Raw genomic sequence first — 24463 nt, forward strand, 5'->3', positions numbered from 1 at the left:
AACAGGAAATTCCCCTCTCTGATAAGCAAGCGGGAGATGCCATGCGCAAGGAAGCTGAGGTGAACCGTGCCCTTGAACTTTATGCGGACACGGTCCGCCGTATCTGTTTTATGTATCTGAAAAACGATGCGGATGTGGAGGATGTATTTCAGGAAGTGTTCCTTAAGTACCTTCTCCATCCCTCATCTTTTGAAAGCGATGCCCATGAAAAGGCATGGCTTATTCGTGTTGCCATCAATGTATGCAAGGATGTGCTGAAGAGCTTTTTCCGCAGAAGGGTTCGTTCTCTTGAGGAAATAAATACCGAGCCATTCTATATGCAGGAGGAGGAAAAAGAATTACTGGAGGTAGTTCTGCAGCTTCCTCCCAAGTACAGGAATGTCATCTATCTGTTTTATTATGAAGGCTACACGGCGGTCGAAATAGCCGGCATATTGAAACGGAGTGAAAATACAATCTATACATGGCTTGATCGGGCGAGAAAAGAGCTTAGGAAACAGCTGGGAGGTGAGTGGAATGGAAAATAAGCTTCGCAATGCCTTTGACAAAATCCAGGCCGGAGACAGCCTGAAGGAAAAAACGGCAGACTATCTGAAGGCGGAAGCACGCAAGAGAAACCGTCCCCGCCGGATTTACCGGCAGCGGTTGGCAGCTGTTTGCGCCGCTTTTGCCGTTTTCCTGCTCATAGGGGGCTTTTCCTTTTTCACTCCCAGTGCCTATGTGGATATGGATGTGAATCCGTCTATCGCGCTTACGCTGAACCGTTATGGCTTTGTTCTGAAAGCTGCTCCCTATAATGACGACGGCGCGGCGATCCTGCAGAATATGGATGTCCGCTGCCAATCCTGGGAACAGGCAGTCCATCTGCTTTTGGATGAAATGATCCGTCAGGGATATCTGGCTCCGGACGGCCTGGTATCCGTTACCGTACAGACCGGCAATGGAAATACGGAACAGAGAATGCTGGGAGAGATCCGGGAATCGGTGGATACGCTGCTGGATTCCCATCATTCCACGGCTTCCGCAGATGTTTTTGCAGTATCCAGGGAGGTCAGGGACAGTGCCCATGACTACAATCTCAGCCCGGCTAAATATCTTGCCATTACACAATTGCAGGAGGTGGATCCCACGGCGTCTTATGAACAGTGCGCGGAGCATTCCATAAGTGAAATCAAAGAGCTTACGGAGGAGCATTGCGGCGGCCATCATGAAGAAAATGGCACAGATGCCGGCAATGCTGCAAAGGAGGACAGCGCCGGAGAAGATGAGAGCCATAAGCCGGATCAGGAGAGTATGGATCATCATGGGCATGAGGACGGGGAAGAACATCACTGATAGGTATATCCATATTACGGATCACGGAGTGAACAGCAGCGTTTTGTGGTAATAGCGGTACGGAGGGCAGAGGTTCCGGTTGCTTACTCAGAACCTGTTGCGATATAATAAGAAATAGATTAAAAGGCGAAAAGGATGCCGTTTATAAAGGAGCAGGCAGAATGGAACAAAATAAAATGATTCACCTGTTAAAAGACAGGCTTCATATTGAAGCAAAGAGACATGACAGGAGCGGAGTCTACGCGCTTACACAGAGGAAGCTGGCATATAATTCCAACCGGATCGAAGGAAGTACGCTGACAGAAAAGCAGACGGCATCCATTTTTGAGACAGGTACCATCCGGGCAGACGGCAGCATCTTTCGGGCTAAAGATGTGGAAGAGATGACCGGGCATTTTACCATGTTTAGCTATATGCTGGACACTTGTGAGGAACAGCTGAGCCAGGAACTGATCAAGGCATATCATTACCGCTTAAAAGCAGGAGTGTTTGAGGACATCGCAAATGGCTACCCCATTGGGGAATATAAAAACAGAAGGAACATGGTTTCCGACATCACAACATCGTCAAATCCACCCCTTTCAGGACGGCAATGGGAGGACGGGCCGGCTCATCCTGTTCAAAGAGTGCTTAAGGAGTAATGTTATGCCATTTATTATCGGGGACGACAGAAAAGCAGAATACTATGAGTGTCTCAACCGTGCGCAGCAGAATGGGGATTATGGGTCATTGACCGGATTCTTCAGGCAGGAACAGGAAAAATATACGGCAATGGTAAAGGATTTTATCTGTCCGGTGGTAAAGACGGAAGAAGCTTTTTCTAAAATAGAAAGAATGGAATAATTGGCTTTCGATCTCCATTACAATGGATAGAAGGTATTCTCTGTCAGCATGGCGGCATATTGATTTTATATACCGCCGTGCCCTGCGGTTAACACGCCGCGTTGATAGCTGCGACCGCCCCGTCCGAAACCGCGGTAGCGACCTGGCGAACCTGCTTGACGCGGATATCTCCGGCGGCATAGACACCGGGGATTGCCGTTTCCATCTTTTCGTTTACCGGGATATATCCGTTTTCCAGAGAAAGTTCGGTATAAATATCGGTATTGGGGACGGTTCCTGCGTAAACGAATATGCCGCAGCCAGGGTCAGTGAGCAGTTCCAGGCTTCCGGTCTTTTCATCTGCTATTTCCAGGGCTTCCACCTGTTCCCTGCCGCGGACAGCCTGAAGGCGTGAGGAAAGGCGCAGGGTGATATTGCTGCTTTTTTGTATTTTATCTTTAAATTCCGCAATGCAGCCCAGCTGTTCTTCAAAATGGAGGATAGTTACGGTTCTGGCAAATTGGGAGAGGTAAAGGGCTTCTTTTACCGCACCGTCGGCGCCGCCTATTACGTACATATTTTTGCCGGCATAAACCGCGCCGTCCCTTGCGGCGTTCAAACCCATCCCTTTGCCTGCGAGGGCATCTTCACCCGGGATACCCAGCTTTCGGGGTGTGCTTCCGTTTGCCAGGATAAGCTTACGGGCCTGATAGCTTCCGTTTTCTGTGAGGACGCTCTTAATATCTCCCGTAAGAACGGTGTTCACCACATTTTCATAGCGTATCTCAACCCCTGCATGAAGTGCCTGCCTTTTGAGGCGTTCGGCAAAGGTCATGCCGGATTCATTTTCGATAATAGCGGAATAATGGGTAACGGTGGAGACCTTACCGATGATTCCTCCTATCTGGGCTTTTTCCAGGATAAGTGTCTTTTTTCCGCGGCTGACCGCATAGATTCCCGCGCTGATTCCGGCGGGGCCTCCGCCGATGATAATGATATCGTACATGATATTCCATTCCTTTCCGAATTGATTTTTGCCTGCAGGCAAAGCGCCGGGAGGCTTACCTGTTCCGGGGCGTTTCCTGCTTTCCTGAAAAAATTATACCGCAGATAAACTAAAAATAAAAATTATCTATTTTAATATTCGGATAATATTTTGTTATGATAGCACATGAGAAACAGGTGCCTGAAATTCTGTATGTTCAAAGTCATACGGGCCGGGACAGCGTTTTCCATTCCATGAGTAAACCTGTCGCATTTTTACTATAATAGGAAGGAGATGTATTATATAATTTCCCCGGACAAGGAATGCAGGTAAGAAATATCTGCATCGATACAGGAGGATGCTTATGAACTGGGAACCGTGGACAGGCTGTTACAAGATTAGCGACGGTTGTACGAACTGCTATTTTTATGGACCGCATGCAAAACGCTATGGTCAGAATACCATTCAAAAGACGGATAAATTTGATTGGCCGGTCAGGAAAAATACGAAGGGCGAGTATAACATGAAAGGGAACAAAATCCTTGCGACCTGCTTTGCGACCGATTTTTTCCTGCCGGAAGCGGATGCGTGGAGGAAAGAAGCCTGGGCTATGATCCGGGAACGGACGGATATTGATTTTTTGATCCTGACAAAACGTATCGACCGTTTTCCCATATCGCTTCCCTCTGATTGGGGTGCGGGTTACGATAATGTGAATATTGGCTGTACGGTTGAAAACCAGGCATCGGCGGATTACCGGCTGCCCCTGTTTTTATCCTATCCCATCAAACGGCGGTTTATAGCCTGCGCCCCGCTTCTGGAAGCCATGGATTTAACTCCGTTTCTCCATGGGGTGAACCATGTTACCGTTGGCGGTGAGACGGGAAGGGATGCGCGAGTGTGTGATTATGACTGGGTGCTGGATATCCGTGGGCAATGCGTAAAAGCGGATGTGACTTTTTGGTTTAAAAATACAGGCTCATTTTTCAGGCATGACGGAATCGTGGAAAAAATAAATCCATATAAGCAGACCGGCAGGGCAAAAGAGCTTGGCATTGACATTTCTGACGGAAAGCGGTTATTTTAAGTAAAACCGGCATTGCATATCCGGAAACTAAAGAGGAAAGATGTAGCAGCATGGGCAGCCGGGTGCTATAATCAAGGCAGATAGAATTCCGGTTGAATCCGTAAGGATAATTCCTTTTGGCGGTGCAAAGGGATAAAAGGAGTTGAACGGGGCGGCAAAGCGGAAGATAAGGAGGCCGTGCAAATGTCTGATAAAAAGGTGGAAGACGGAGAATTCCTGATAGAAACAAAGCGTCTTTTTATTCGGGAAATGACGCAGGCAGATTATGATGCATTATGCAGGATAATGTGTGATGAGGAAGTAATGCGTGTTGCTTATGAAAGTGCCTTCAGCTTGGAAGAAGCACAGAATTGGCTTAACAGACAGTTTAAAAGATATGAAGAATATGGTTTTGGACTCTGGGCTGTTGTATTAAAAGAAACGAACGAAATGATTGGTCAGTGCGGTTTAACCATGCAGGGTTGGAGAGAAAAAGAAATTTTGGAAATAGGATATTTGTTCCAAAAAGCGTATTGGCACAAAGGGTATGCAACGGAAGCGGCAATTGCTTGCAGGGAATATGCTTTTTCAGTTCTAAAAGCAAGTACGGTTTATTCCATTATCAGGAACACAAATACAGCCTCTCAAAATGTTGCCGTTCGAAATGGTATGAATATTATCGATAAAGACAGTAAAAGTTTTAGGAATGTGGATATGGAATTTTATTTATATGCGGCAGATCAAAGTGTGAGAAAGCCGGGCGCCGGCGTAAAGCTGTAAATATTTGGTAAAACAGGAGGGATACATGACAAGATTCTTTATTCCCGCGGGCAACGAGCCAAACGGATGCACTCGTGCATCCACTTGGCGACTGCCGCGAGGGTCAAATACCCACGAACTTTAGTTCGTTGCGCTCGCTGCGTAACAAGTTTGATGCCCCGTTAGCTTGCTGCGGGGTATTTGACCTACAATTGCAGTATTCGCGCTGGTTGGCAGCTTGGCTGCCTGTTCCGGGGAAGTTCAGAGAAAGACGTTGCACGATAATTGCCGATATTATCAGATGTAATACCCGGCACGCAGCTTCTTATTTGCCGGGAAGATAAGCAGAACGACTTATGGGGAGTTATCAAGGAGGGCTAAATGAAAAGAATTAATTGGAATATTTTTAATTGTGCATTTTGGATAGAGATTGTTTTGTCTTATATTTTACCTTTTACTGTCCATAACGGTTCTCAATATAAAGTTGGATTTCCGATATCATTTCTTTCGATTCATAATGGGAGTATGGGAATAAATCCGTTGATGTCAATGCATTTAAATCCTTTAGCACTTCTGATTGATGGTATTATAATCTACTTAATTATCGGATTGGGAATAAAAGTATATAATAAATGTAAGAAGAGGTAACCAGTTTAATTCATGTCTGCCGGCAAGTGTAACAGAGTATAGACGATAGAGTTGAGGAAGCAGCAATGAAAACAATCCGTCCTATACTGTTGGTGAGAAAGGAATATATTGTGAACTATAAGAAAGCCAGAAACTTTATTTATAAAAATGCGAGGCCGTTGGATATTGCCCGATGGAAGTATTTATTTGAAGGCGGTAGTAAAGAAGATATTTTATCCGCATTGGAGGTATATCAAAATGACGATGGCGGCTTTGGCCATGCCCTGGAACCTGATTGCTGGAATCCGGATTCTTCTCCAATCCAGACATGGGTTGCAACGGAAATCATCCGGGAGATCGGGCTTGAGGATAAAAGGCATCCTGTCGTGCAGGGCATTCTTCGTTATTTATCCTCAGGAAAGGATTTTGACGGCCATACCTGGGCCAACACCATAATATCTAATAACGACGCTCCTCATGCGCCGTGGTGGGAGTATGCCCCGGCCGCGGAACCGTCCTATAACCCAACCGCGTGTCTCATTGCCTTTATTTTGAAATTTGCAGATTGGGAGAGCCAACTCTATACAGTAGCCTGTAATCTTGCAAAAGAGGCTTATGATTATTTTAAAGCGCATTTTCCAATGGAATCCGCCCATACAGTTTTCTGTTTTGTAAAATTGTATGACTATCTGAAGGAAAGCTCTACAGACACACTTATAGATTTGGAGATATTCAAAGACATGCTGCAAAAGCAGCTGCAGCATGTAATAACTTACGATACCGATAAATGGGCCACGGATTATGTATGCAAGCCGTCCCTTTTTATCCGTTCGAAAGGAAGCGATTTCTATGAGGAGAACAGGTTGCTATGTGAGTATGAGTGTTCGTTCCTTGAAAATTCGCAGGAGCCGGATGGAACCTGGGCCATAACCTGGTCGTGGGCAGATTATCCGGAGGAATGGAGCATCAGTAAGAATTGGTGGAAATCTGATTGGATCATAAAAAACCTTCATTATTATAAAACGATTCAGGGGCATTTATAAGCCATTGTCACAACATGCAAATGACAATTCCATATTCCCCGTTGCAGCTCATCAAGCAGTAAGTCTTTCATAAAGGCTTGCTGTTTTTTTGTGCTTTCCTGTAACCATTGGGGAATGGATACATGCTCCCATTCCTGTTTCAAGACAGAACGTCCAACACGGAACGCTTACGTCAAAAAACGATATTATTGGAAAAAAATACGACAGATAAAAAAATAATTTCGTAGTAAGGTTAGATTGTAAAAACGAAGCGAAAGACAGAGGAAACAGTTGTTGTTGTCCCGCAAGGGGATGGGATGCCACAGCTGAATATAAAAAAGGAGAGGTTAAAATGAAAAGGAAAACAGTTGCAATTTGTATGAGTATTATGCTGGCGGCCGCTGCGCTTGGGGGCTGCGGCAGTACCGCGGCAAGCGGGGAAACGGAAAAGACGCAGGAGAGCCTGAATGCAGGGGAAAGCGGTACTGCTCAGGCGGAAGGCCTTATTCCGGTTACCTTTGTCAGGGCACAGGATTCCACAATAGAATCCAGTGTTTTTGCAAAAATGGAAGGTAGTACATACGAAGATAATATCTGGACAGAGTTAATCGCAGACACATTAGGATATGATGTTTCCTATCTTTGGATCGCATCGGATGGGGATCTCTATAAACAAAAATTCAATGCGGCAATTTCAAGCGGCGAAATCCCGGACATAGCGAGCGTGGGAAAAGAAGACCTGAAAAGGTTGGTGGATGCGGGACTGATTGTGGATTTAAAACCCTATATTGATGAATATGCAAGCGATTATGTAAAACAACTGTATGAAAATGTGGGGGAGAGCGCCTTTGATGCAGTTACCTATAATGGAGCGGTCTATGGCCTGCCTATTTCCGACTGCGATATTGAGAGGGCGCAGATTCTGTGGCTTCGCCAGGACTGGCTGGATGCCTTAAATCTGCGTGCACCGGAAACTATGGAGGAATTAAAGGAAGTGCTGCGTGCATTCAAGGACTATGCAGGGGAAGGCGGCGTAGGGCTTGAAATGGGGAACGATCTGTATGGGAACCAGTTTGATATAAAGGGGATTTGCAACGCATACCATGCATACCCCACCTATTGGGTAGAAAATGAGGAAGGCAGCCTGGTTTACGGCAGTACGACACCGGAGATGAAGCAGGCGCTGGGCGTTTTGGCAGAGCTTTACGCGGACGGATTAATCGATCCGGAATTTTATGTCAATGATAACCAGAAAGCGGCGGAAGCGCTTGTGAACGGTAAGTGCGGAGCCATGTATGGTTTTCATGCAACCCCTCTGGATTTTCTGCAGACGGTTAAAAATGCCATCCCGGAAGCGGACTGGAAGCCGTTCATGATACCGATGGAGGAGACCGGCGAAAAAGCTGCGCCCGGCATTGAAATGGCAACCACAAGCTGGTATGTGGTCAGCAAAAACTGTGAGCACCCGGAAGCGTTAATCCAATTAATGAATCTGTATTGTGAAAAAGTATTTGATCCGGAAAAGAATGAATATACAGTGTATGCAAATCCCGGAAACGGCGTGGAAGGGGTATGGAAACTCGCACCGGTTGGGATAACGAGCACGCCGGACAAAAACCAGGCCACAACCAAAGCGATTGCGGAGCCGTTAAAAACAGGAGAACCCGGAGACTTAACAGGAGAACAATATTCCATGTGGGAATACTGCTATAAGGCGCTGCAGGGTGATGACAGTATGTGGGGATGGCTCGGCGTATTTGGGGAAGAGGGCGGTCAGAGTATCCTGCTGCAGTATCAGGACCCGGAAAAAGCAGCTCCTGTCTATAATAAATTCGTTTCAGCACCCGGGGAAATTATGACTGCCAGAAAGTCCACTTTGGACGATATGCTGGATCAGACTTTTATCAAGATTATTTCCGGACAGGAAACGATAGATGCATTTGATAAAGTGGTTGAGGAATGGAAAACCGCAGGCGGTAATGATATGACGGCAGAGGTTAATGAATGGTATTCTGCCAATAAATAAAGAGGTGGCAACGTGAACCAGAAAAGAAATAAATACTCCTTATCCAAATTCAGAAAAGAACTCCCCCTGCATGTAATGCTTTTTCCCGGGATCCTTCTGATTCTTATCTTTAATTATGTTCCCATGGCGGGTCTTGTGATTGCTTTTCAAAAATTCATTCCCAGCAAAGGGATGTTCGGAAAGCAGGAATGGATAGGGTTCGATAACTTTACTTATGTGTTTTCCCTGCCGGGTTTTAAACAGGCGATGGGGAATACCGTTATTATTGCTGCCTGGAAAATAGTGCTCGGCCTGTTGGTTCCTGTTGTTTTTGCCTTGTTGTTAAATGAAGTCCGTCATATGCGATTCAAAAAGACCATCCAGACCATTGTATATCTGCCGTATTTTTTATCCTGGGTGGTTTTGGGAGGGATTTTCATAGATTTGCTGTCTCCGGGATCGGGAATCGTAAATGGCATCATAACCTCCCTGGGAGGGGAAAGTATCTTTTTTCTGGGGGATAACAGATATTTTAAAGGGACTTTAATTGTTACGGATGTATGGAAAACCTTCGGCTATAATGCAATTGTATATCTGGCGGCTATTGTGGGTGTGGATACCAGTTTATACGAAGCGGCGGAAACGGACGGGGCCAACCGCTGGCAGCAAATATGGCATATTACCCTTCCCGGAATCCGGGGGATTGTTGTACTTATGATGGTATTGAGTCTTGGTAATGTTTTGAATGCAGGTTTTGACCAGGTATTCAATTTGTATACCAAAGCCGTTTATGAGAGCGGGGATATTCTGGATACCTTTATTTACCGGTTGGGCCTTATTGATGCACAATATGGTGCTGCCACGGCGGTGGGGTTATTCAAATCGATTATTTCAACCATTTTTATTTCAACCTCGTATTACCTGGCATATAAATTTTCAAATTACCGTATTTTTTAATGAGAGAGAAGGGAAGGAAGCGCCTTCCGAATATTGAATGAATGTCCGCGGAAGCGGTCAAAGGGTATATATATGAAAAAAATAAAAAAGAGCCGCGCAGTTTTCTGCGTTATCAATTATATGGTTTTATCGATACTGGCATTAGTATGTGTACTGCCTCTGCTGACTATTTTGGCAATGTCTTTTTCCAGCGCAACAGCGGTAGCCGCAGGAAAGGTTACACTTTGGCCGGTAGAATTTACCACAATGGCATATCAATATGTTATTGAAAAAAAGGAATTCTGGACATCCCTGTTAAAAAGTGCGGAGCGTGTCTTGATAGGGGTGCCGATGTCGATGATTCTTACGATCCTCATTGCCTATCCGCTGTCAAAGGAGAAGGAGCAGCTTCAGGCCAGGGGAATTTATGTATGGCTGTTTTTCTTTACCATGCTGTTTTCCGGCGGGCTGATACCGGGGTACCTGCTGATAACCAACCTTCATTTAATGGATACCATATGGGCATTGATCCTGCCTACGATTCTGTCGGTTTATAATATTGTACTTATGATCAATTTCTTCCGCGGCATACCAAAAGAATTAGAAGAAGCGGCGATTATTGACGGGGCCGGCCAATTTACCACATGCTTCCGCGTATATGTTCCGTGTGCCAAACCATCGATTGCCACATTGACTTTGTTTTCCTTCATAACACAGTGGAACAGCTATTTTGACGGACTGATTTTTTCAAATTTCCCGTCCAGCTATCCTTTGGCCTCTTATTTATATACGGTTGTTGTGAAAAGAGACTTGAGTCTGTTAAGTATCGATGAGATAAAGCTGCTTTCTGTTGTGGATGACAGGACCATCCGCTGCGCACAAATATTCATTTCGCTCATTCCGATCATGCTTATCTATCCGTTTGCACAGAAATATTTTGTGAAAGGCATGACCGTCGGATCCGTCAAAGGTTAGGGGAAAGCTTACATATATGAAAATTACAGAATGTAAAACGAATCATTATAACAATCCTTTGGGATATGGTTTTGAAAGTCCGGTATTTTCCTGGAAAGTGGTTCAGGCAAAAGGGAAAAAGATGACGGCGGCAAGAATTCTGATAGCAAAGGATGAACTTATGACGGCTCTTATCCGGGACACCGGATATCAGCCGGATAGCAGTCCTCTGGCGGCGCCGGTAGAGATGGAAATGGAACCGAGAACAAGGTATTACTGGAAGGTATATGTCCGCACGGATGCAGGGGAAGAGGCAGTCAGTGACGTACACTGGTTTGAAAGTGCAAAGAAAGATGAGAGCTGGGAAGGAAAGTGGATCGGCTGCCCGGCGAAAGATCTGGCAAGCCCTGTGTTTTATAAGGAAATAGAAATTACCGGAAGGGTCAGCCGGGCACGTCTGTACATAACAGGACTTGGGCTGTATGAGGCCATGTGGGACGGGGTTAAAATCGGGGAAGAGCTGCTGACGCCCTATTGTAATAATTATAACAGCTGGGTTCAATACCAGACCTTTGATGTGACGGATAGGATCCGGCAGAGCGGGACATTGTCTGTAATGCTGGGGACGGGCTGGTATAAAGGAAGATTTGGTTTTTCAGGTGACAGGGAAAAAGGGTATTACGGCGATGGATTCCAACTGTTGTCCGAACTTCGTATCGAATATGAGGATGGATCGGAACAGGTCATCGGTACGGATGACAGCTGGAAAGTAAGGACATCCAACATTGTTTTCTCGAATATTTATGACGGGGAATGGAGAGATGATACAAGGGAAACGCAAGAGGCCGGAAACGCAGTATATGTACAGGCGCCAAAAGGAAAGCCGGCGGCCAGGCTCAGCACACCGGTAAAGGTGAGGACAGAATTTCCGGTTGAAAACCTGATCCATACACCGGCCGGCGAAACCGTACTGGATCTGGGACAGAATATAACCGGAATTTTTTCACTGCGTGTAAAAGAGCCAAAGGGGACGGTAATCCATGTACAGACAGGTGAAATCCTGCAGCAGGGGAATTTTTACCGGGACAATCTGCGGTCGGCGCGCTCGGAGTACTTTTATGTTTCCGATGGGACGCAGCAGACGATTATCCCTCATTTCACTTTTTACGGGTACCGTTATGTGAAAGTGGAAAAGCTTCTTTGTGACGAGCCGGCGGAAGCCTATGCGGTAATGAGAGGAGAAAAAGGGGAGGTTATCTATACGCCGATGCCGGATACCGTAAAAGATAACTTTGTCGGCCTTGCTGTTTATTCCGAGCTGCCGAGAACGGGAAAGCTGGTTACCGGAAACCCTTTATTGAACCGGCTGATAGCGAATACGGAATGGGGACAGAAGGATAATTTTGTGGATGTGCCCACAGACTGTCCCCAAAGAGATGAACGGATGGGATGGACCGGAGATGCGCAGGTGTTTTCCGCGACGGCATGTTATATCAGAGACTGTTATTCCTTCTATTACAAATATATAGCAGACATGGAAACGGAGCAAAACAGCCGCGGGGGAATGGTACCGAATGTGGTGCCGGCATTTGATGTGGACGCTGCTTCCGCTGTCTGGGGGGACGCAACAACAATCATACCCTGGAATATGTACCGTTTTTACGGAGATTCCGGCATATTGGAGAAGCATTACAGCAGTATGAAGGCATGGGTTGATTATATAACAGCGGTGAACAATACCGCAGACGGCAAAAAGGACGGGTGGCGCAGGGCGGTACATTACGGGGACTGGCTGGCACTCGACGGGGCCGGCGGTACGGATGGCGTAAAAGGCGGCACGGATGATGGATTGATTGCGGGCGTATATTATAGGGTAAGCGCGCAGCTGGTAGCAAAAACGGCACGGATTCTCGGTAAAACGGAAGAGGCCGAAACGTATGAGGCTTTGTCGGACGAGCTCCTGGAAGAAATCTGGAAGGAATATGATTTCCGGAATGGGCAGAGCGGCGTAAATACCCAAACGGGATATCTGCTGGCCTTACGTTATGGATTATGCCGGGATCGGGAACGGATCGGCCTGGCTTTGCGAAAGCTGTTTGAATCCAATGGAAACCGGCTGCAGACAGGTTTTGTGGGAACGCCGATTCTTCTGGAGGAGCTTACGAAAGCGGGGATGAGCGATCTGGCGTATCACCTTTTAGTAAATGAAGAGTATCCCGGGTGGCTGTATGAGGTTATCCTTGGGGCTACGACCATATGGGAACGGTGGAACAGTGTTTTGGCGGACGGCAGTATTTCGTCCACAGGGATGAACAGCCTGAATCACTATGCATATGGTTCTGTTGTGGAATGGATGTATGCTTATATGGCGGGTATCCGACAGGCGGAAGACTCCGTCGGATTCCAAAAAGGGATCCTTGCGCCGGTTATCGATCCCCGTGTGGGACAGGTCAGATGTGAGTATAATTCGGCCTCCGGATTATGGAAATCGGCATGGGAGATCAGGGAAGGAAATCATATAAAACTGTCGTTTTCGGTCCCGTTCGGATGTGAGGCCGTCCTGTATCTGCCGAAGGCCCCGAAAGAGGTATTCACGTATACCGGGAATCCCATTTTTGCATGTGTGCGGGATCAGGTCTGTTACCTGGGGGCAGGGGACTATGAGACGGCTTATAAGCTCTGGGATCCAGGTAAGGCCGCAGAGACAGAGTAATCCTGCCCCGGACAGATACCGCGTGCCTCACGGCCTGCGGTTCTGTATGATATTCCTGAACTGCAGGGGCGTTATACCGGATAACTGCTTAAATTTGTGGATGAAATGCGAAGAACTGTTGTAGCCGACGGACAGCGAAATATCCAGTATGGATAAATGGGTGGTGGCTAACAGGTTTTTGGCATGATTAAAACGTAATTCATCAATGTAGGACTTGAAGCTGCGCTGGAAACATTTTTTGAATGTCTGGCAGAAAAAAGTATGCGAATAAAACGATAAATTGATGATTTCATTCACCGACATGGAAAATATTTCAGGACGCTGGATTTCCTGTAAAAAGGACTCAAGCCAGGGGGGACAGTTAAACTGCCGGGTATACAGGTTATCAAACAGCACGCCTAATATTTCAATGATAACGGAGAGGACACATTTTTTGTAGGTTTCCCGCATGGCATCATCTTTGGCGAGGATGTAATTCACTTCCAGTTTCCGTACTTTTTTAACAATCACAGTGAATTCATCATAAGTGATATTGCATTTTTTTTCGGAAGCATCCTTCATCAGGAAGTCATATAATTCTTCGTTAAACAGCTTCAGACAGACCTGTTTGAGCTGCTGGCAGGTGATATACAGATCAATATGTTCATGATCGTCACTTATGTTGGTTATGCTGTGCTGAGGAAGGTGATTCAGGAAAAAGACGTCACCGTTGACAATGGTTTCCGATACACCGTCCACCGTGTTGCGCGCCTTGCCGTTTGTGACCAAAACAAACTCACAATTTACATGGACATGTTCCGGGGCAGCGAGGTGATGTGTGTATGCAGTCAATACATCGTGTTCAAAAATAAGTTTTTTATACATAGCATCTCCTTTCGTAAACGGCTGCTTATACGAAAAATATCATAGCGGCAAAAATCTGTCAATGAGATCCTTTCTTATTTACAGATTTGACGTTCCGGGTACCTGAGAAAAAAATAAAATAAGGTTAGAATCCAAAGCAGGGTTTCCGTTTTTTTATAGAAAACGGAAACCCTGCTTTTTAGGCGGCGGAATAACAAAGGGGCCGTTTGCCGGAAGAGATGAAACAGCAGACGGCTATCGGCAGCTGCGCCCCAAAGGTTATAAATTTTAGAGGGTACGAAATTTTACGGGTGCAAAGCCGGAGGACTTCCTTCTTTCAAATGATTGTAAATACTGCTTATAAACTAGCTTATAAACCTGCAAAAATGGTCAATTTGAGTGAAAATGGAGGGGATAAAATTTATAACGTTGAAAATATGCTGAATATTACGTATGATTTTACTATGCGAAATGCATGAAAGTTACAAAAAAGAAGGGAGCGGTTTTTAGTGAAAGTATGGGAAAAACCGAAGACCATGAAAAAGAGACTGGGTTTTAAAGCCGTTTGGAAGAATAACTGGCAGCTGTATCTGTTGGTGCTTCCGGCAGTCATTTATTTTGTGGTTTTCAATTATCTGCCGCTGTACGGAATCCAGATAGCCTTTAAAGACTATAAGGCGGTGGACGGGATTGCAGGCAGCGCATGGGTGGGGTTGAAGCATTTTAAGAATTTCTTCAACGCTTACTATTTTAAGAGGCTGTTGTCAAACACCTTACTGTTGAATGTGTATTATCTGTTGTGGAGTTTTCCGGTGCCGCTGATTCTGGCCATACTGCTGAATCAGATCCGGGGAACAAAGAAAAAGAGGTTTATCCAGACAAGCATTTATATTCCCTACTTTATATCTACCGTCGTGCTTGCAGGTATGCTTTACATTTTCCTCTCCCCGACAAGCGGTATCCTGAATTTTGCCAGAACGGCCCTCGGCCTGAAGGCTGTTGATTTCATGTCGGATGCCTCTGCCTTCCGTTCCATTTATATCATATCAGGAATCTGGCAGGCGGCCGGCTACGGGACAATCCTTTATATCGCCACATTGACCGGCATTGATTTATCTTTATATGAAGCGGCGGAAATTGACGGGGCCAGCATCTGGCAGAAAATACGGTACATAGATATCCCAAGCCTGATTCCCACAGCAATGATGGTGTTTATCCTGGACTGCGGCAAGATGCTTGCCTCCGATACAAATAAAGCGCTGGTCATGCAGACGCCGGGAAATATTCCCACCTCGGATATCATCGGCGTATATGTGTACAATGTCGGCCTGGGGAGCGGGCAGTTCTCTTATACGGCAGCAATCGGCCTGTTTATCAATATTATCAATTTTATCCTGATTGTATCTGTGAACCGGCTGTCGAAGCGTATGACGGACGTGGGATTGTTTTAAAACAGCGGTGAAGGTACCGGTCAGTTAGGTTTCAGTAAAATGACAGAGAGGTTTATAATATGAGAAAAAAGGCAAGAAAGCAGATGGGCTTCAGCAACCGCATGTTCCATATCTTTAATTCTTTATTCTGGGTTGTGGTTATGCTGATTATATTATATCCGCTTTACCTGGTGTGTATCGCATCCGTATCGGATCCGGATGCTATTGTAAAAGGAGAAGTCCTGCTGCATCCGGTGGATTTTTCCCTGATGGGCTATGAAGCGGTTTTTAAATACAAGGAGCTGTGGTCGTCTTATGGGAACTCCCTGTTTTACACCTTTGTCAGTGTGGTGATCAGTATCCTGGTGACGCTGTCGGCAGCTTATGCGCTGTCCAGGCCCAAATTTGCAGGCAAGGGGTTCCTTAATTTTTTCTTCGTATTCACCATGTTTTTTAACGGCGGGCTGATCCCCACCTTCCTGGTGATGAAGAATATCGGTTTATATAATACAAGAGCGATTATTATCCTGATGGGCTGCGTGAGTGTCTGGAACCTGATGGTTGCCCGGACCTACATACAGACCAACATTCCGGGAGAACTTTATGAAGCCGCCATGCTGGACGGAGCCACCCATTTCCAGTATTTTTCCAAAGTGGTTCTGCCTCTGAGCAAGACCATAATTGCGGTTCTGGCTGTTTACTACGGCGTGGCGAAATGGAATGATTATTTTAACGGGCTTGTGTATCTGCGTGACAGGAACCTGCTCCCTCTCCAGACGGTGCTGCGGGAAATCCTGGCAACCCTGCAGGTGGACAAATCCGGCGACTACATGATGTCTATGGCGGACAGCTCGGCATCTATGCAGGAAGCGATGCGTATTGCCAATGTATCCAAATATTGTATTATTGTGGTGGCGACGGGGCCTGTGGTATTATTATACGCCCTGATGCAGAAATATTTTGAAAAGGGTGTCATGATTGGTTCCTTAAAAGGATGACGCCCGGCACAGGTAAAGGTATCAGCACAAAATGTGTTGTAATAGAAAAAGGAGGTTTTTCTTTATGAAGAAGAAAGCACTGGCACTTATGATGGCAGCGGCGCTGGCGGTATCGGCCCTGGCAGGCTGCGGAAGCTCTTCCAAAACGACATCGGCAACGGGGACGGCTTCCGGTGAAACGGCAGCGGAAAGCGGAGCGGCGGGGGATACCGCGGCGGCGCAGGCGGACGGCAATTTTAATGAAACCGGTTATCCTATCGTGAAGGAACCCATTACGTTAAAGGTGATGATAGCGATCCGGGATTCCGATTCCCTTACGGATTTTGACGAGATGCCCGGCGTGAAGCGTCTGGAGGAGGAGACCGGTATCCATGCGGAATGGGAGGTAATCAAAGGCTCCGACTGGAAAACAAAGCTGAATCTGGCATTTGCTTCCGGTGAATATCCGGATGTCATTCTGGCGACCAACGGAGAAGGCCAGCTGGATGATGAAGAATATGGTGTGACTCAGGGGATCGTGATCCCGCTGGACGATTTGATTGACCAGTATATGCCCAATTTCGTGGAAAGACGGGATGCGGAAGACAATGATCCCACTACCAGCCTTGTGGCTTCCGATGGAAAGATTTATTCCGTCGGCTATCTGGTGGGACAGAATATTAACACAAACCAGCATTATTTCATCAATCAGGAATGGCTGGATGCCCTGAATCTGGAAACACCCGCCAATGTGGAGGAGCTGACGGAGGTCCTGCGTGCATTCAAAACAGGCGATCCTAACGGCAACGGGGAAGCGGATGAGATTCCCCTGGAAATGGGACTGGATATCGGCTTTAACGGCATCCGCTACATGCTCCCTCTGTTCGGGCTTCCCTGCGATCCTGACAAGTGGATCTATATCGACGACGACAAGAAGGTGCAGTTCATAGCCACCCAGGACGGCTTCCGCGATTGTATGGAATGGCTGCACATGCTTTACGAGGAAGGGCTTGTGGATCCGGAAATCGTTTCCCAGGATTTCAATACTGTGGAAACAAAGCTGAAAGAAGGCAATGTCGGCTTCTTCACCGCATGGAGACTTGTGGCGATGGCTTATGATGAAGGCGTTGCATCCAACTCCGTACTCTGGATGCCCGACAGCAGTGCCAGCCTTTACCGCTATCTTGAGCTTTGCAGGCCCGGCGCCTTTGTTACCAGCTCCAACCAAAATGTACCCGCCACCATGCGCTGGCTGGATGCCCTGCTGGAAACCGATATGATGTTTTCCCTCTATTACGGGGAGCAGGATGCCGGAGAGGGCCTTGGCTGGATATATGATGAAAACAATAAAATCACCGTTACCAATGATGGAAGTGCGGAAGTGAAAAATTACATAGACTGTAATACCTTGTTCTTCGCACCCGGCAAATATCTCAGCGAAACCTTCAATATGCCGGAACAGCGGACCGAAAAGACCGAATACTGTGAAACGTATGATGCAGCCGGCATTATTCAGAAATATTCCAATGATTATCTGGATATGGCGCCGCTGACCTCGGAACAGCTTCAGGACAGCACGCTGAAAGAAACGGATATCAACAATGCGGTTGTGGAAAATATTGCGGCCTTCGTTACCGCCGGCGTGACGGATGACAGCTGGAATTCCTTTGTTTCCATGTTTGACGGAATGGGGATCGCAGATTATGTGCAGATGTACCAGGATGCGGTGGATACCATGGGGCTGGAATAAACGTAACCGTTCACATCTGTCTGAATGCTTGCGGATCAGCCGTAAAAAAATACAGATTGCTCTGCTGCCGGTTGGCGGCAGAGCCGTTTGTGTGTTATCATTGAAGGGGAAAGCGGGGGGCTTACAGGTGAAAAAAATCTGGAAGGAATTAAAATCACAGAATGTTTTTTACTATATTGCTGCATTCAGCATCACGGTGATACTGATAATTACCGTGCTTGGAAGCTATTTGTACCGGTTTTATTACAGGACGATCTATTCCGACTTTCTCATTTCCAACGAAGAGCATCTCAGGTCGGAAATGAGCAGACATGAAAATGACATGCAGATTGTAAACGATATTGTTTACCAGATGGGCCTGGCGGGCGAGGTGACGAAATTCAAGCTTTCGGAAAAACCTCTGGCGGCGACCCAGCTGGAGAAGCATCTGTTTCAATATACTACGGTAAGCCAGTTTTTCCAGCTTCTGCTTTATCAGTATCATGAGGATGACTACCTCTACAGCAGCACGACCTCCGTCTCTTCCGATTATTTTGCCAGACAGGGCTGTGTGTTGGAGAGTATGGACGCACAGACGGTATTGGAGGAGCTGTATGCCCCTGCAAAAGAACTGCGCGTGTTTCCGGAGCAGTCTGTTACCGGCCTTTGGGTGCAGAGTTATATCGGTGTTTCCAGGGTGGTGCTGTATATGCAGGCGATCCCTCCCGGATTTCAGGAAACTCTTTTGTTTTTTGTACCCGATTCCTACTATGATTCCCTTCTGAGGAACGATGCGGAGGATATGCGCTCGGATTTTATACTGTACAAAGATCAGGTCATCGTTTCCAGAGAAAGCCGGGAAACGGATCCTGCCGCGCTGCTGGAGCTGGTAAAGGGGACACAGGCGCAGAGGCAGGTCAGGCTGGACGGGGAAAAGTATCTGCTGAGCGTTTTGCAGGGAACGAGCGGGCTGACCTACTGCTCCCTGCAGTCCATGGATATTTTTTATAACAAAATTGTAACCGGACAGTGGGGAATTATCGGCCTGCTTATCGTCTGCGCCATTCCCACGGCCCTGTTTATTATGGTGCTTTCCAGAAGGATGGCGGCCAAGGTGCGGAAAATGAACCAGCTGCTGGATTCCCAGGAAGAAACCAATTATAACCTGAACAGTATCGAAAGCGGGATCCAACTGCTGGTGGAGGCCAATGAACTGAAGGAAAAGGAAAATCTCCAGCTGAAAAAAACACGTTTTATCCGGAATTTTGTCCGCAATGACTTCAAAGATCCGGAAGAGGTGCTTCAGGCGTCGAAAACGGCTTCCCTGGAAATCGGGAACGGCATGTATGTGGCGGTTTTATTGGGAGAACGCAGCGACAGCAATGAAAACAGGGCGCATACGGAAATGCTGGAGGTGATCGCCAAAGAAACGCAGCTGGACGGCTATGGCATCCATCTGGTCAGCAGCAGCCAGAGCCTGTTCGTTCTTTTTTCCGAAGCCAGAGAACGGATAGAAGAGACACTGGACATGCTTTTTTCCATCGGCAAGGACTGCTATGAGGAATTTGTTATGTCGGTGAGCGGTTACCACAGTGACCTTACGGAAGGTTCCGCTGCGTATCTGGAAGCGGATACCGCCTTTGACAACCGGTTTCTGCAGGACAACAATAAAATCCTCCGGTTTGAGGAGGTATCCCTTGGGGATGTGGGAAACGTGCTGCCGGATTCGTATCTGCAGAAGCTGCGGCAGGCCCTGCGGAGCCGGGATAAGGCGGCTGTGGAGCAGGCGGTGGAGGATATCTGTATGCGGATGACCCAAAAAAGCCCTTCCCTTCCCATGTTCCGGCTTCTGTACAATGATATCATCCATGTGCTGATATCCGAATGGAAGGCGGAAAATACGGGCCTGGAAAGCATCTATAACGTATTTACCCTGTCCCAGTGCCTCACGATCCAGGACTTTAATGATCTGCTGTGTGAAGCCTGCAGTCTCATCATTGAAACAAAACCGGAAGAAAACGTGGACCGTTCCCGGGTGGTGGAGGAAGCGGTTCTGTATATGAAGGAGAATTTCTCCAAATCGGAGCTGACCATGAGTTCGCTGGCGGACTACCTGCATATCAGTTCGGTTACCCTGGCGGTGGAGTTCAAGAATAAAATGGGGATCCGTCCGTCGGACTATCTGGCGAACCTGCGCATGGAGCGGGCAAGGGAGCTTCTGGTATCCACCGATATGCTGATACGGGAAATCAGCAGGTCGGTGGGGTATGAGGACGATCATGTGTTTACCAGGAGATTTAAGAAATATACGGGCAAAACGCCGGGGCAGTACCGGGAAGAGCATACATGACAGAAACTGCTGTTCATTGCTTAAATGAAATAAAAAGGGTATAATCTTACTATAGTTAGCGTGATACAGAAGGGTAAGAAAATGAGGTGTAGCATGAGACCGTTGCCGATTGGTGTCGATGATTTTAAAAAAATCAGGGAAAATGGATACTATTATGTAGATAAGTCACTTTTTATCAAAGAACTGATCGACAACAGAAGTGAAGTGAGCTTATTTATGAGACCGCGCCGGTTTGGGAAAACGCTTGGTTTAAGCATGTTAAAATACTTTTTTGAAAGAACCTGTGACCAGAACGGCTGCCGGATTGATAACAGATATCTCTTTGAAAACTTAAAAATTATGGAAGCAGGAAAGACTTATACTGCGCATATGGGACAGTATCCGGTTATAAGTCTTTCTTTAAAGTCGGCAAAACAGCCGGATTTTGATAAAGCCTTTGTTATGATAAAACGTCAGATTGCTGACGAGTTCCGCAGACATCGTTTTGTTATAGACAGCATTATGGATGAAGGCGATCGGGCCAGATATCTGTCTATCATCAATGAAACAGGAGAAGAAGGGCAGTATTTGGATGCACTCACATTCCTGTCCCGAATCTTGAAAGAAACATCGGGAAAACCGGTTATTATTCTCATAGATGAATATGATGTACCATTGGAGAATGCACATTTCAGGGGATTTTATGAGCAGATGACAGACTTTATCCGTTCTCTGTTTGAGTCGGCAATGAAGACGAACCCAAATCTGGAGTTTGCGGTGGTGACAGGCTGTCTGCGAATTTCAAAAGAGAGTATCTTCACCGGTCTGAACAATCTGGATATGATAAGCATACTTGACCAGACCTATGCGGAACACTTCGGCTTTACACAGCCGGAGGTGGAAAGCTTGCTTAGTGATTACGGAATTACAGAAAAACGGGAGGAAGTCAAACGGTGGTATGACGGATATCTTTTTGGAAACACGGAGGTCTATAATCCCTGGAGTCTGCTCAATTATACAAAAGCAGCAGAAAACGGGGCTTTCCCCAAGCCATATTGGGCCAACACTTCCTCCAATACAATTGTCCGTGAGCTGATTGAACAGGCGGACAGCAGTGTAAAACAGGAGATAGAAACACTGATAGCAGGCGGTACCACAGAAAAACCGGTACACGAAGAAATCACTTATGATGAGGTTCATAAGACCAGAGATAATCTGTGGAATTTCTTGTTTTTCACGGGGTATCTGAAGAAAGTGAGTGAGCGGTTTGAAAATCGCACCATATATGTGACACTGGCGATACCAAACGAAGAAGTGACCAGTATTTATCAAAATACTATTCTGACATGGTTTGATCAGAGAAACGAAAAAAAGAATTTTACAGATCTGTTTAAGGCATTATTGGAAAAAAATACGGATTCTTTGGAAAGACAGATTTCTGAGAACCTTATGGAAACTATCAGTTTCTATGATTACAAAGAAGCTTACTACCACGGGTTCCTTGGAGGTTTGTTAAAAACAAATAAAGACTTCACGGTTAAGTCTAACCGGGAAAGCGGGTTGGGACGAAGCGATCTGCTGCTGCTTTCGGCGCCTTATGACGGTATTGCAATTATTATTGAAATAAAAGTGGCAGACACATATGCAGAGCTGGAAAAGGCAGCACAAAAGGCATTGAGACAGATTGAGGAAAAAAAATATGATATGGAATTAAGGTTGGAAGGATATCATACGTTCTATGTATATGGAATTGCCTTTTTTAAGAAACTGTGTAAAGTAGTTATTAAGTAAAAAGGAAACGGTACCGGGAAGAGCATACATGAACGGCCCGTCAGGGCATGTAAAGGGAAAATCCGATAAAAAGGATTTTCTTTTTTTGATCGGAATGCATCCCCTTTCATTCCCGGCTCTCTCCTGAATCCCGGCGGGAAAATGGTTAAAATTGGGTACATGATCTTAAAATCGAGGTGTTTTTTGTGGATATTCAATCATATATAATAAATCCATAAATACGAAAACGAGGTGATAGGGATTTGAAGCGGATAAACAAGACGGAAAAACCCCGGGGGGTTGCGGGCGGCGCCGGGATAAGCTGGAAACGAGAATTCAGCCGTAGCTGGCCTCTGTACATGCTTGTGCTGCCGGCGGTCATACTTGCCGTAATCTTTTGCTACATCCCCATGGCAGGGCTTATCATGGCTTTTCAGAATTATAAGCCCTGGCTGGGGATCTTTGGTTCGGAATTTGCAGGGCTGGATAATTTCCGGCAGATTTTTGAATTTCGGGAATCCTATCAGGCGATTATCAATACGCTCATTATTGCTGTGAGCAAGATTATATTGGGCCTGATTGTACCGGTTATTATGGCTTTGCTGTTAAATGAGGTAAAGCAGCTGGGATTGAAAAAAAGCATCCAGACACTGGTTTACCTGCCCCATTTCCTTTCCTGGGTTACCGTAGCGGGCATGTTGCGGGACATTCTGGGACTTGACGGTATTGTCAATGCTTTTCTGCAGAAAATCGGTATGAAACCGGTTTTTTTTCTGGGAGAAGCGGGGCTGTTCCGCCAGATTGCCGTACTGTCGGATCTCTGGAAAGGGTTTGGCTTCGGGATGATAGTATATCTGGCAGCGATTTCCAATATTGACCAGAACCTGTATGAAGCCGCGGAAATGGACGGCGCAAATAAGTGGCAGCAGACGCTTTATATCACGCTGCCGGGTATTATGCCCATGGTAATTGTCATGGCGACGCTCAGCCTTGGAAATGTACTGAATGCGGGCTTCGACCAGATATTCAATCTGTATTCCCCCCTTACCTACAGCACGGGCGATATTATCGACACTTATGTATACAGGCAATCGCTTGTGAACGGACAGTACAGCTTCGGTACAGCGGTAGGGCTGTTTAAATCCGGGATCGGGCTGGTCCTTACCGTGGCCGCCTACAAGATAGCCTACCGGTTTGCGGGCTACCGGATTTTTTAGAAAGGGAGGGAGAGGAATATGCGTCGGACATCTGTCAGCAGAAAGATATTTCTGCTCGTAAATACGGTTTTTTTGGTTTCCGTAGCCCTGCTGTGCTTACTGCCGCTTGTGAATCTGTTCGCCTTGTCGCTCAGCGGAAAAAGTGCGGCAAACAGCGGTGCCGTTACCTTCTGGCCGGTAGATTTTACCTTGCTTGCCTATGAGAAAACCTTTCAGAATAACAATTTTATCCGTTCCCTCCTGATCTCCTTTCTCAGGACAGGCATCGGTACGGCTCTCAGCATGTGTGTAATCACTACGGCCGGCTATGCACTTTCCAAGGATTTCAAAGGGAGAACGCCTCTTATGTGGTTTTTTGTATTTACCATGCTCTTCAGCGGAGGTTTGATCCCCTCCTATCTGGTCAATTCCACCCTGGGGCTGAAAAATAATTTCCTTATCTATGTGCTGCCGGGCGCATTCAGCTGTTATAATCTGATACTGATTATGAATTTTTTCCGTTCCATCCCCAAATCCCTGGAGGAAGCGGCATTGATTGACGGAGCGGGCTTCTTTACGGTATTGAGGAAGATTTATCTTCCCCTGTCCAAGGCAGGGCTTGCCACGGTGGCACTTTTTATTATGGTGGGAAACTGGAATGAATGGTTTACCGGGATTCTTTATATGTCGGATACCAAAAATTATCCTCTCGCTTCCTTTCTGCAGGTTATCGTTGTACAGGGAAACCAGCAGGATTTGGCGCTGGATCCCACGTCGGCGGCAGCCATGTCGGAACGAACCATCAAGGCGGCGCAGGTATTTATAGGGGCGCTTCCCATATTGATGGTGTATCCGTTCCTGCAGAAATATTTTGTAAAGGGTATTGTTATGGGGGCGGTTAAGGAATAAAGGACAGGAAACATAGAAAATAGTTTGGTAAGAAGGCTTATGCCGGCGGTCGGGCT

The 24463-nt window shown here is 46.5% G+C and carries 22 protein-coding genes; 20 read left to right on the forward strand and 2 right to left on the reverse strand.

Annotated elements, in window-relative coordinates; translation table 11 throughout:
- Window positions 1-41 precede the first annotated feature (41 nt).
- From DXA36_RS27970 to DXA36_RS34120, 4 genes are all read left to right on the forward strand, one after another.
- Window positions 42-527: an RNA polymerase sigma factor gene (locus DXA36_RS27970; RefSeq protein WP_118682559.1), complete on the forward strand. Its 486-nt coding sequence runs from the start codon at window positions 42-44 to the stop codon at window positions 525-527.
- Window positions 517-1335 (forward strand): anti-sigma-I factor RsgI family protein, encoded by an 819-nt coding sequence (locus DXA36_RS27975; RefSeq protein ID WP_118682560.1) that lies wholly within the window; start codon window positions 517-519, stop codon window positions 1333-1335. Before DXA36_RS27970 ends, DXA36_RS27975 begins: the two co-directional genes overlap by 11 nt.
- Before the next feature lie 161 nt (window positions 1336-1496).
- Window positions 1497-1976, forward strand: a complete 480-nt coding sequence (locus DXA36_RS27980; protein WP_321012104.1) for a hypothetical protein — start codon at window positions 1497-1499, stop codon at window positions 1974-1976.
- The gene (locus DXA36_RS34120; protein ID WP_334295109.1) at window positions 1906-2178 is read left to right on the forward strand and encodes a hypothetical protein; all 273 of its coding nucleotides are present in this window, start codon (window positions 1906-1908) and stop codon (window positions 2176-2178) included. Before DXA36_RS27980 ends, DXA36_RS34120 begins: the two co-directional genes overlap by 71 nt.
- A gap of 88 nt (window positions 2179-2266) precedes the next feature.
- On the opposite strand, the gene DXA36_RS27985 is transcribed toward DXA36_RS34120, so the two are convergent.
- The gene (locus tag DXA36_RS27985) at window positions 2267-3163 is read right to left on the reverse strand and encodes an NAD(P)/FAD-dependent oxidoreductase (RefSeq protein ID WP_182479290.1); all 897 of its coding nucleotides are present in this window, start codon (window positions 3161-3163) and stop codon (window positions 2267-2269) included.
- A gap of 343 nt (window positions 3164-3506) precedes the next feature.
- On the opposite strand from DXA36_RS27985, the gene DXA36_RS27990 reads away from it, so the two are divergent.
- The 8 genes from DXA36_RS27990 to DXA36_RS28025 all read left to right on the forward strand — a co-directional run bounded on the left by DXA36_RS27990 (window position 3507) and on the right by DXA36_RS28025 (window position 13224).
- Window positions 3507-4229, forward strand: a complete 723-nt coding sequence (locus tag DXA36_RS27990; RefSeq protein WP_118682561.1) for a DUF5131 family protein — start codon at window positions 3507-3509, stop codon at window positions 4227-4229.
- 183 nt (window positions 4230-4412) lie between these two features.
- Entirely contained in the window at window positions 4413-4988 is a 576-nt protein-coding gene (locus DXA36_RS27995) for a GNAT family N-acetyltransferase (protein WP_118682562.1), read from the forward strand.
- Window positions 4989-5348: 360 nt separating this feature from the next.
- Window positions 5349-5615, forward strand: a complete 267-nt coding sequence (locus DXA36_RS28000) for a hypothetical protein (protein ID WP_118682563.1) — start codon at window positions 5349-5351, stop codon at window positions 5613-5615.
- 65 nt (window positions 5616-5680) lie between these two features.
- Entirely contained in the window at window positions 5681-6637 is a 957-nt protein-coding gene (locus DXA36_RS28005) for a hypothetical protein (protein ID WP_243114760.1), read from the forward strand.
- A 331-nt stretch (window positions 6638-6968) separates the two neighbouring features.
- Window positions 6969-8642 (forward strand): extracellular solute-binding protein, encoded by a 1674-nt coding sequence (locus DXA36_RS28010; protein ID WP_118682564.1) that lies wholly within the window; start codon window positions 6969-6971, stop codon window positions 8640-8642.
- A 12-nt stretch (window positions 8643-8654) separates the two neighbouring features.
- A complete protein-coding gene (locus DXA36_RS28015) occupies window positions 8655-9578 on the forward strand; it encodes an ABC transporter permease (RefSeq protein WP_330425115.1) in 924 nt (307 codons plus the stop codon).
- Window positions 9579-9650: 72 nt separating this feature from the next.
- Window positions 9651-10532 (forward strand): carbohydrate ABC transporter permease, encoded by an 882-nt coding sequence (locus tag DXA36_RS28020; protein ID WP_118682565.1) that lies wholly within the window; start codon window positions 9651-9653, stop codon window positions 10530-10532.
- Between the two features lie 16 nt (window positions 10533-10548).
- A complete protein-coding gene (locus DXA36_RS28025) occupies window positions 10549-13224 on the forward strand; it encodes an alpha-L-rhamnosidase (RefSeq protein WP_118682566.1) in 2676 nt (891 codons plus the stop codon).
- A gap of 27 nt (window positions 13225-13251) precedes the next feature.
- On the opposite strand, the gene DXA36_RS28030 is transcribed toward DXA36_RS28025, so the two are convergent.
- On the reverse strand, window positions 13252-14088 hold the full coding sequence (locus DXA36_RS28030) for an AraC family transcriptional regulator (protein WP_118682567.1): 837 nt from the start codon (window positions 14086-14088) through the stop codon (window positions 13252-13254).
- 206 nt (window positions 14089-14294) lie between these two features.
- On the opposite strand from DXA36_RS28030, the gene DXA36_RS28035 reads away from it, so the two are divergent.
- From DXA36_RS28035 to DXA36_RS28070, 8 genes are all read left to right on the forward strand, one after another.
- The gene (locus tag DXA36_RS28035; RefSeq protein WP_118682568.1) at window positions 14295-14546 is read left to right on the forward strand and encodes a hypothetical protein; all 252 of its coding nucleotides are present in this window, start codon (window positions 14295-14297) and stop codon (window positions 14544-14546) included.
- A 57-nt stretch (window positions 14547-14603) separates the two neighbouring features.
- A complete protein-coding gene (locus DXA36_RS28040) occupies window positions 14604-15518 on the forward strand; it encodes an ABC transporter permease (RefSeq protein ID WP_243114761.1) in 915 nt (304 codons plus the stop codon).
- 59 nt (window positions 15519-15577) lie between these two features.
- A complete protein-coding gene (locus DXA36_RS28045; protein WP_118682570.1) occupies window positions 15578-16495 on the forward strand; it encodes a carbohydrate ABC transporter permease in 918 nt (305 codons plus the stop codon).
- Window positions 16496-16559: 64 nt separating this feature from the next.
- Window positions 16560-18224 (forward strand): extracellular solute-binding protein, encoded by a 1665-nt coding sequence (locus DXA36_RS28050; protein WP_182479291.1) that lies wholly within the window; start codon window positions 16560-16562, stop codon window positions 18222-18224.
- A 127-nt stretch (window positions 18225-18351) separates the two neighbouring features.
- Window positions 18352-20553 carry a helix-turn-helix transcriptional regulator gene (locus DXA36_RS28055; protein ID WP_182479292.1) on the forward strand — a complete coding sequence of 734 codons (2202 nt, stop codon included), beginning with the start codon at window positions 18352-18354 and terminating at the stop codon, window positions 20551-20553.
- Between the two features lie 93 nt (window positions 20554-20646).
- Window positions 20647-22323 (forward strand): AAA family ATPase, encoded by a 1677-nt coding sequence (locus tag DXA36_RS28060; RefSeq protein ID WP_118682573.1) that lies wholly within the window; start codon window positions 20647-20649, stop codon window positions 22321-22323.
- A 242-nt stretch (window positions 22324-22565) separates the two neighbouring features.
- Entirely contained in the window at window positions 22566-23519 is a 954-nt protein-coding gene (locus tag DXA36_RS28065; RefSeq protein WP_118682574.1) for an ABC transporter permease, read from the forward strand.
- Window positions 23520-23537: 18 nt separating this feature from the next.
- A complete protein-coding gene (locus DXA36_RS28070) occupies window positions 23538-24407 on the forward strand; it encodes a carbohydrate ABC transporter permease (RefSeq protein WP_118682575.1) in 870 nt (289 codons plus the stop codon).
- The last annotated feature ends 56 nt before the right edge of the window (window positions 24408-24463 follow it).

This window comes from Eisenbergiella sp. OF01-20, from assembly GCF_003478085.1.
Classification (GTDB): domain Bacteria; phylum Bacillota; class Clostridia; order Lachnospirales; family Lachnospiraceae; genus Eisenbergiella.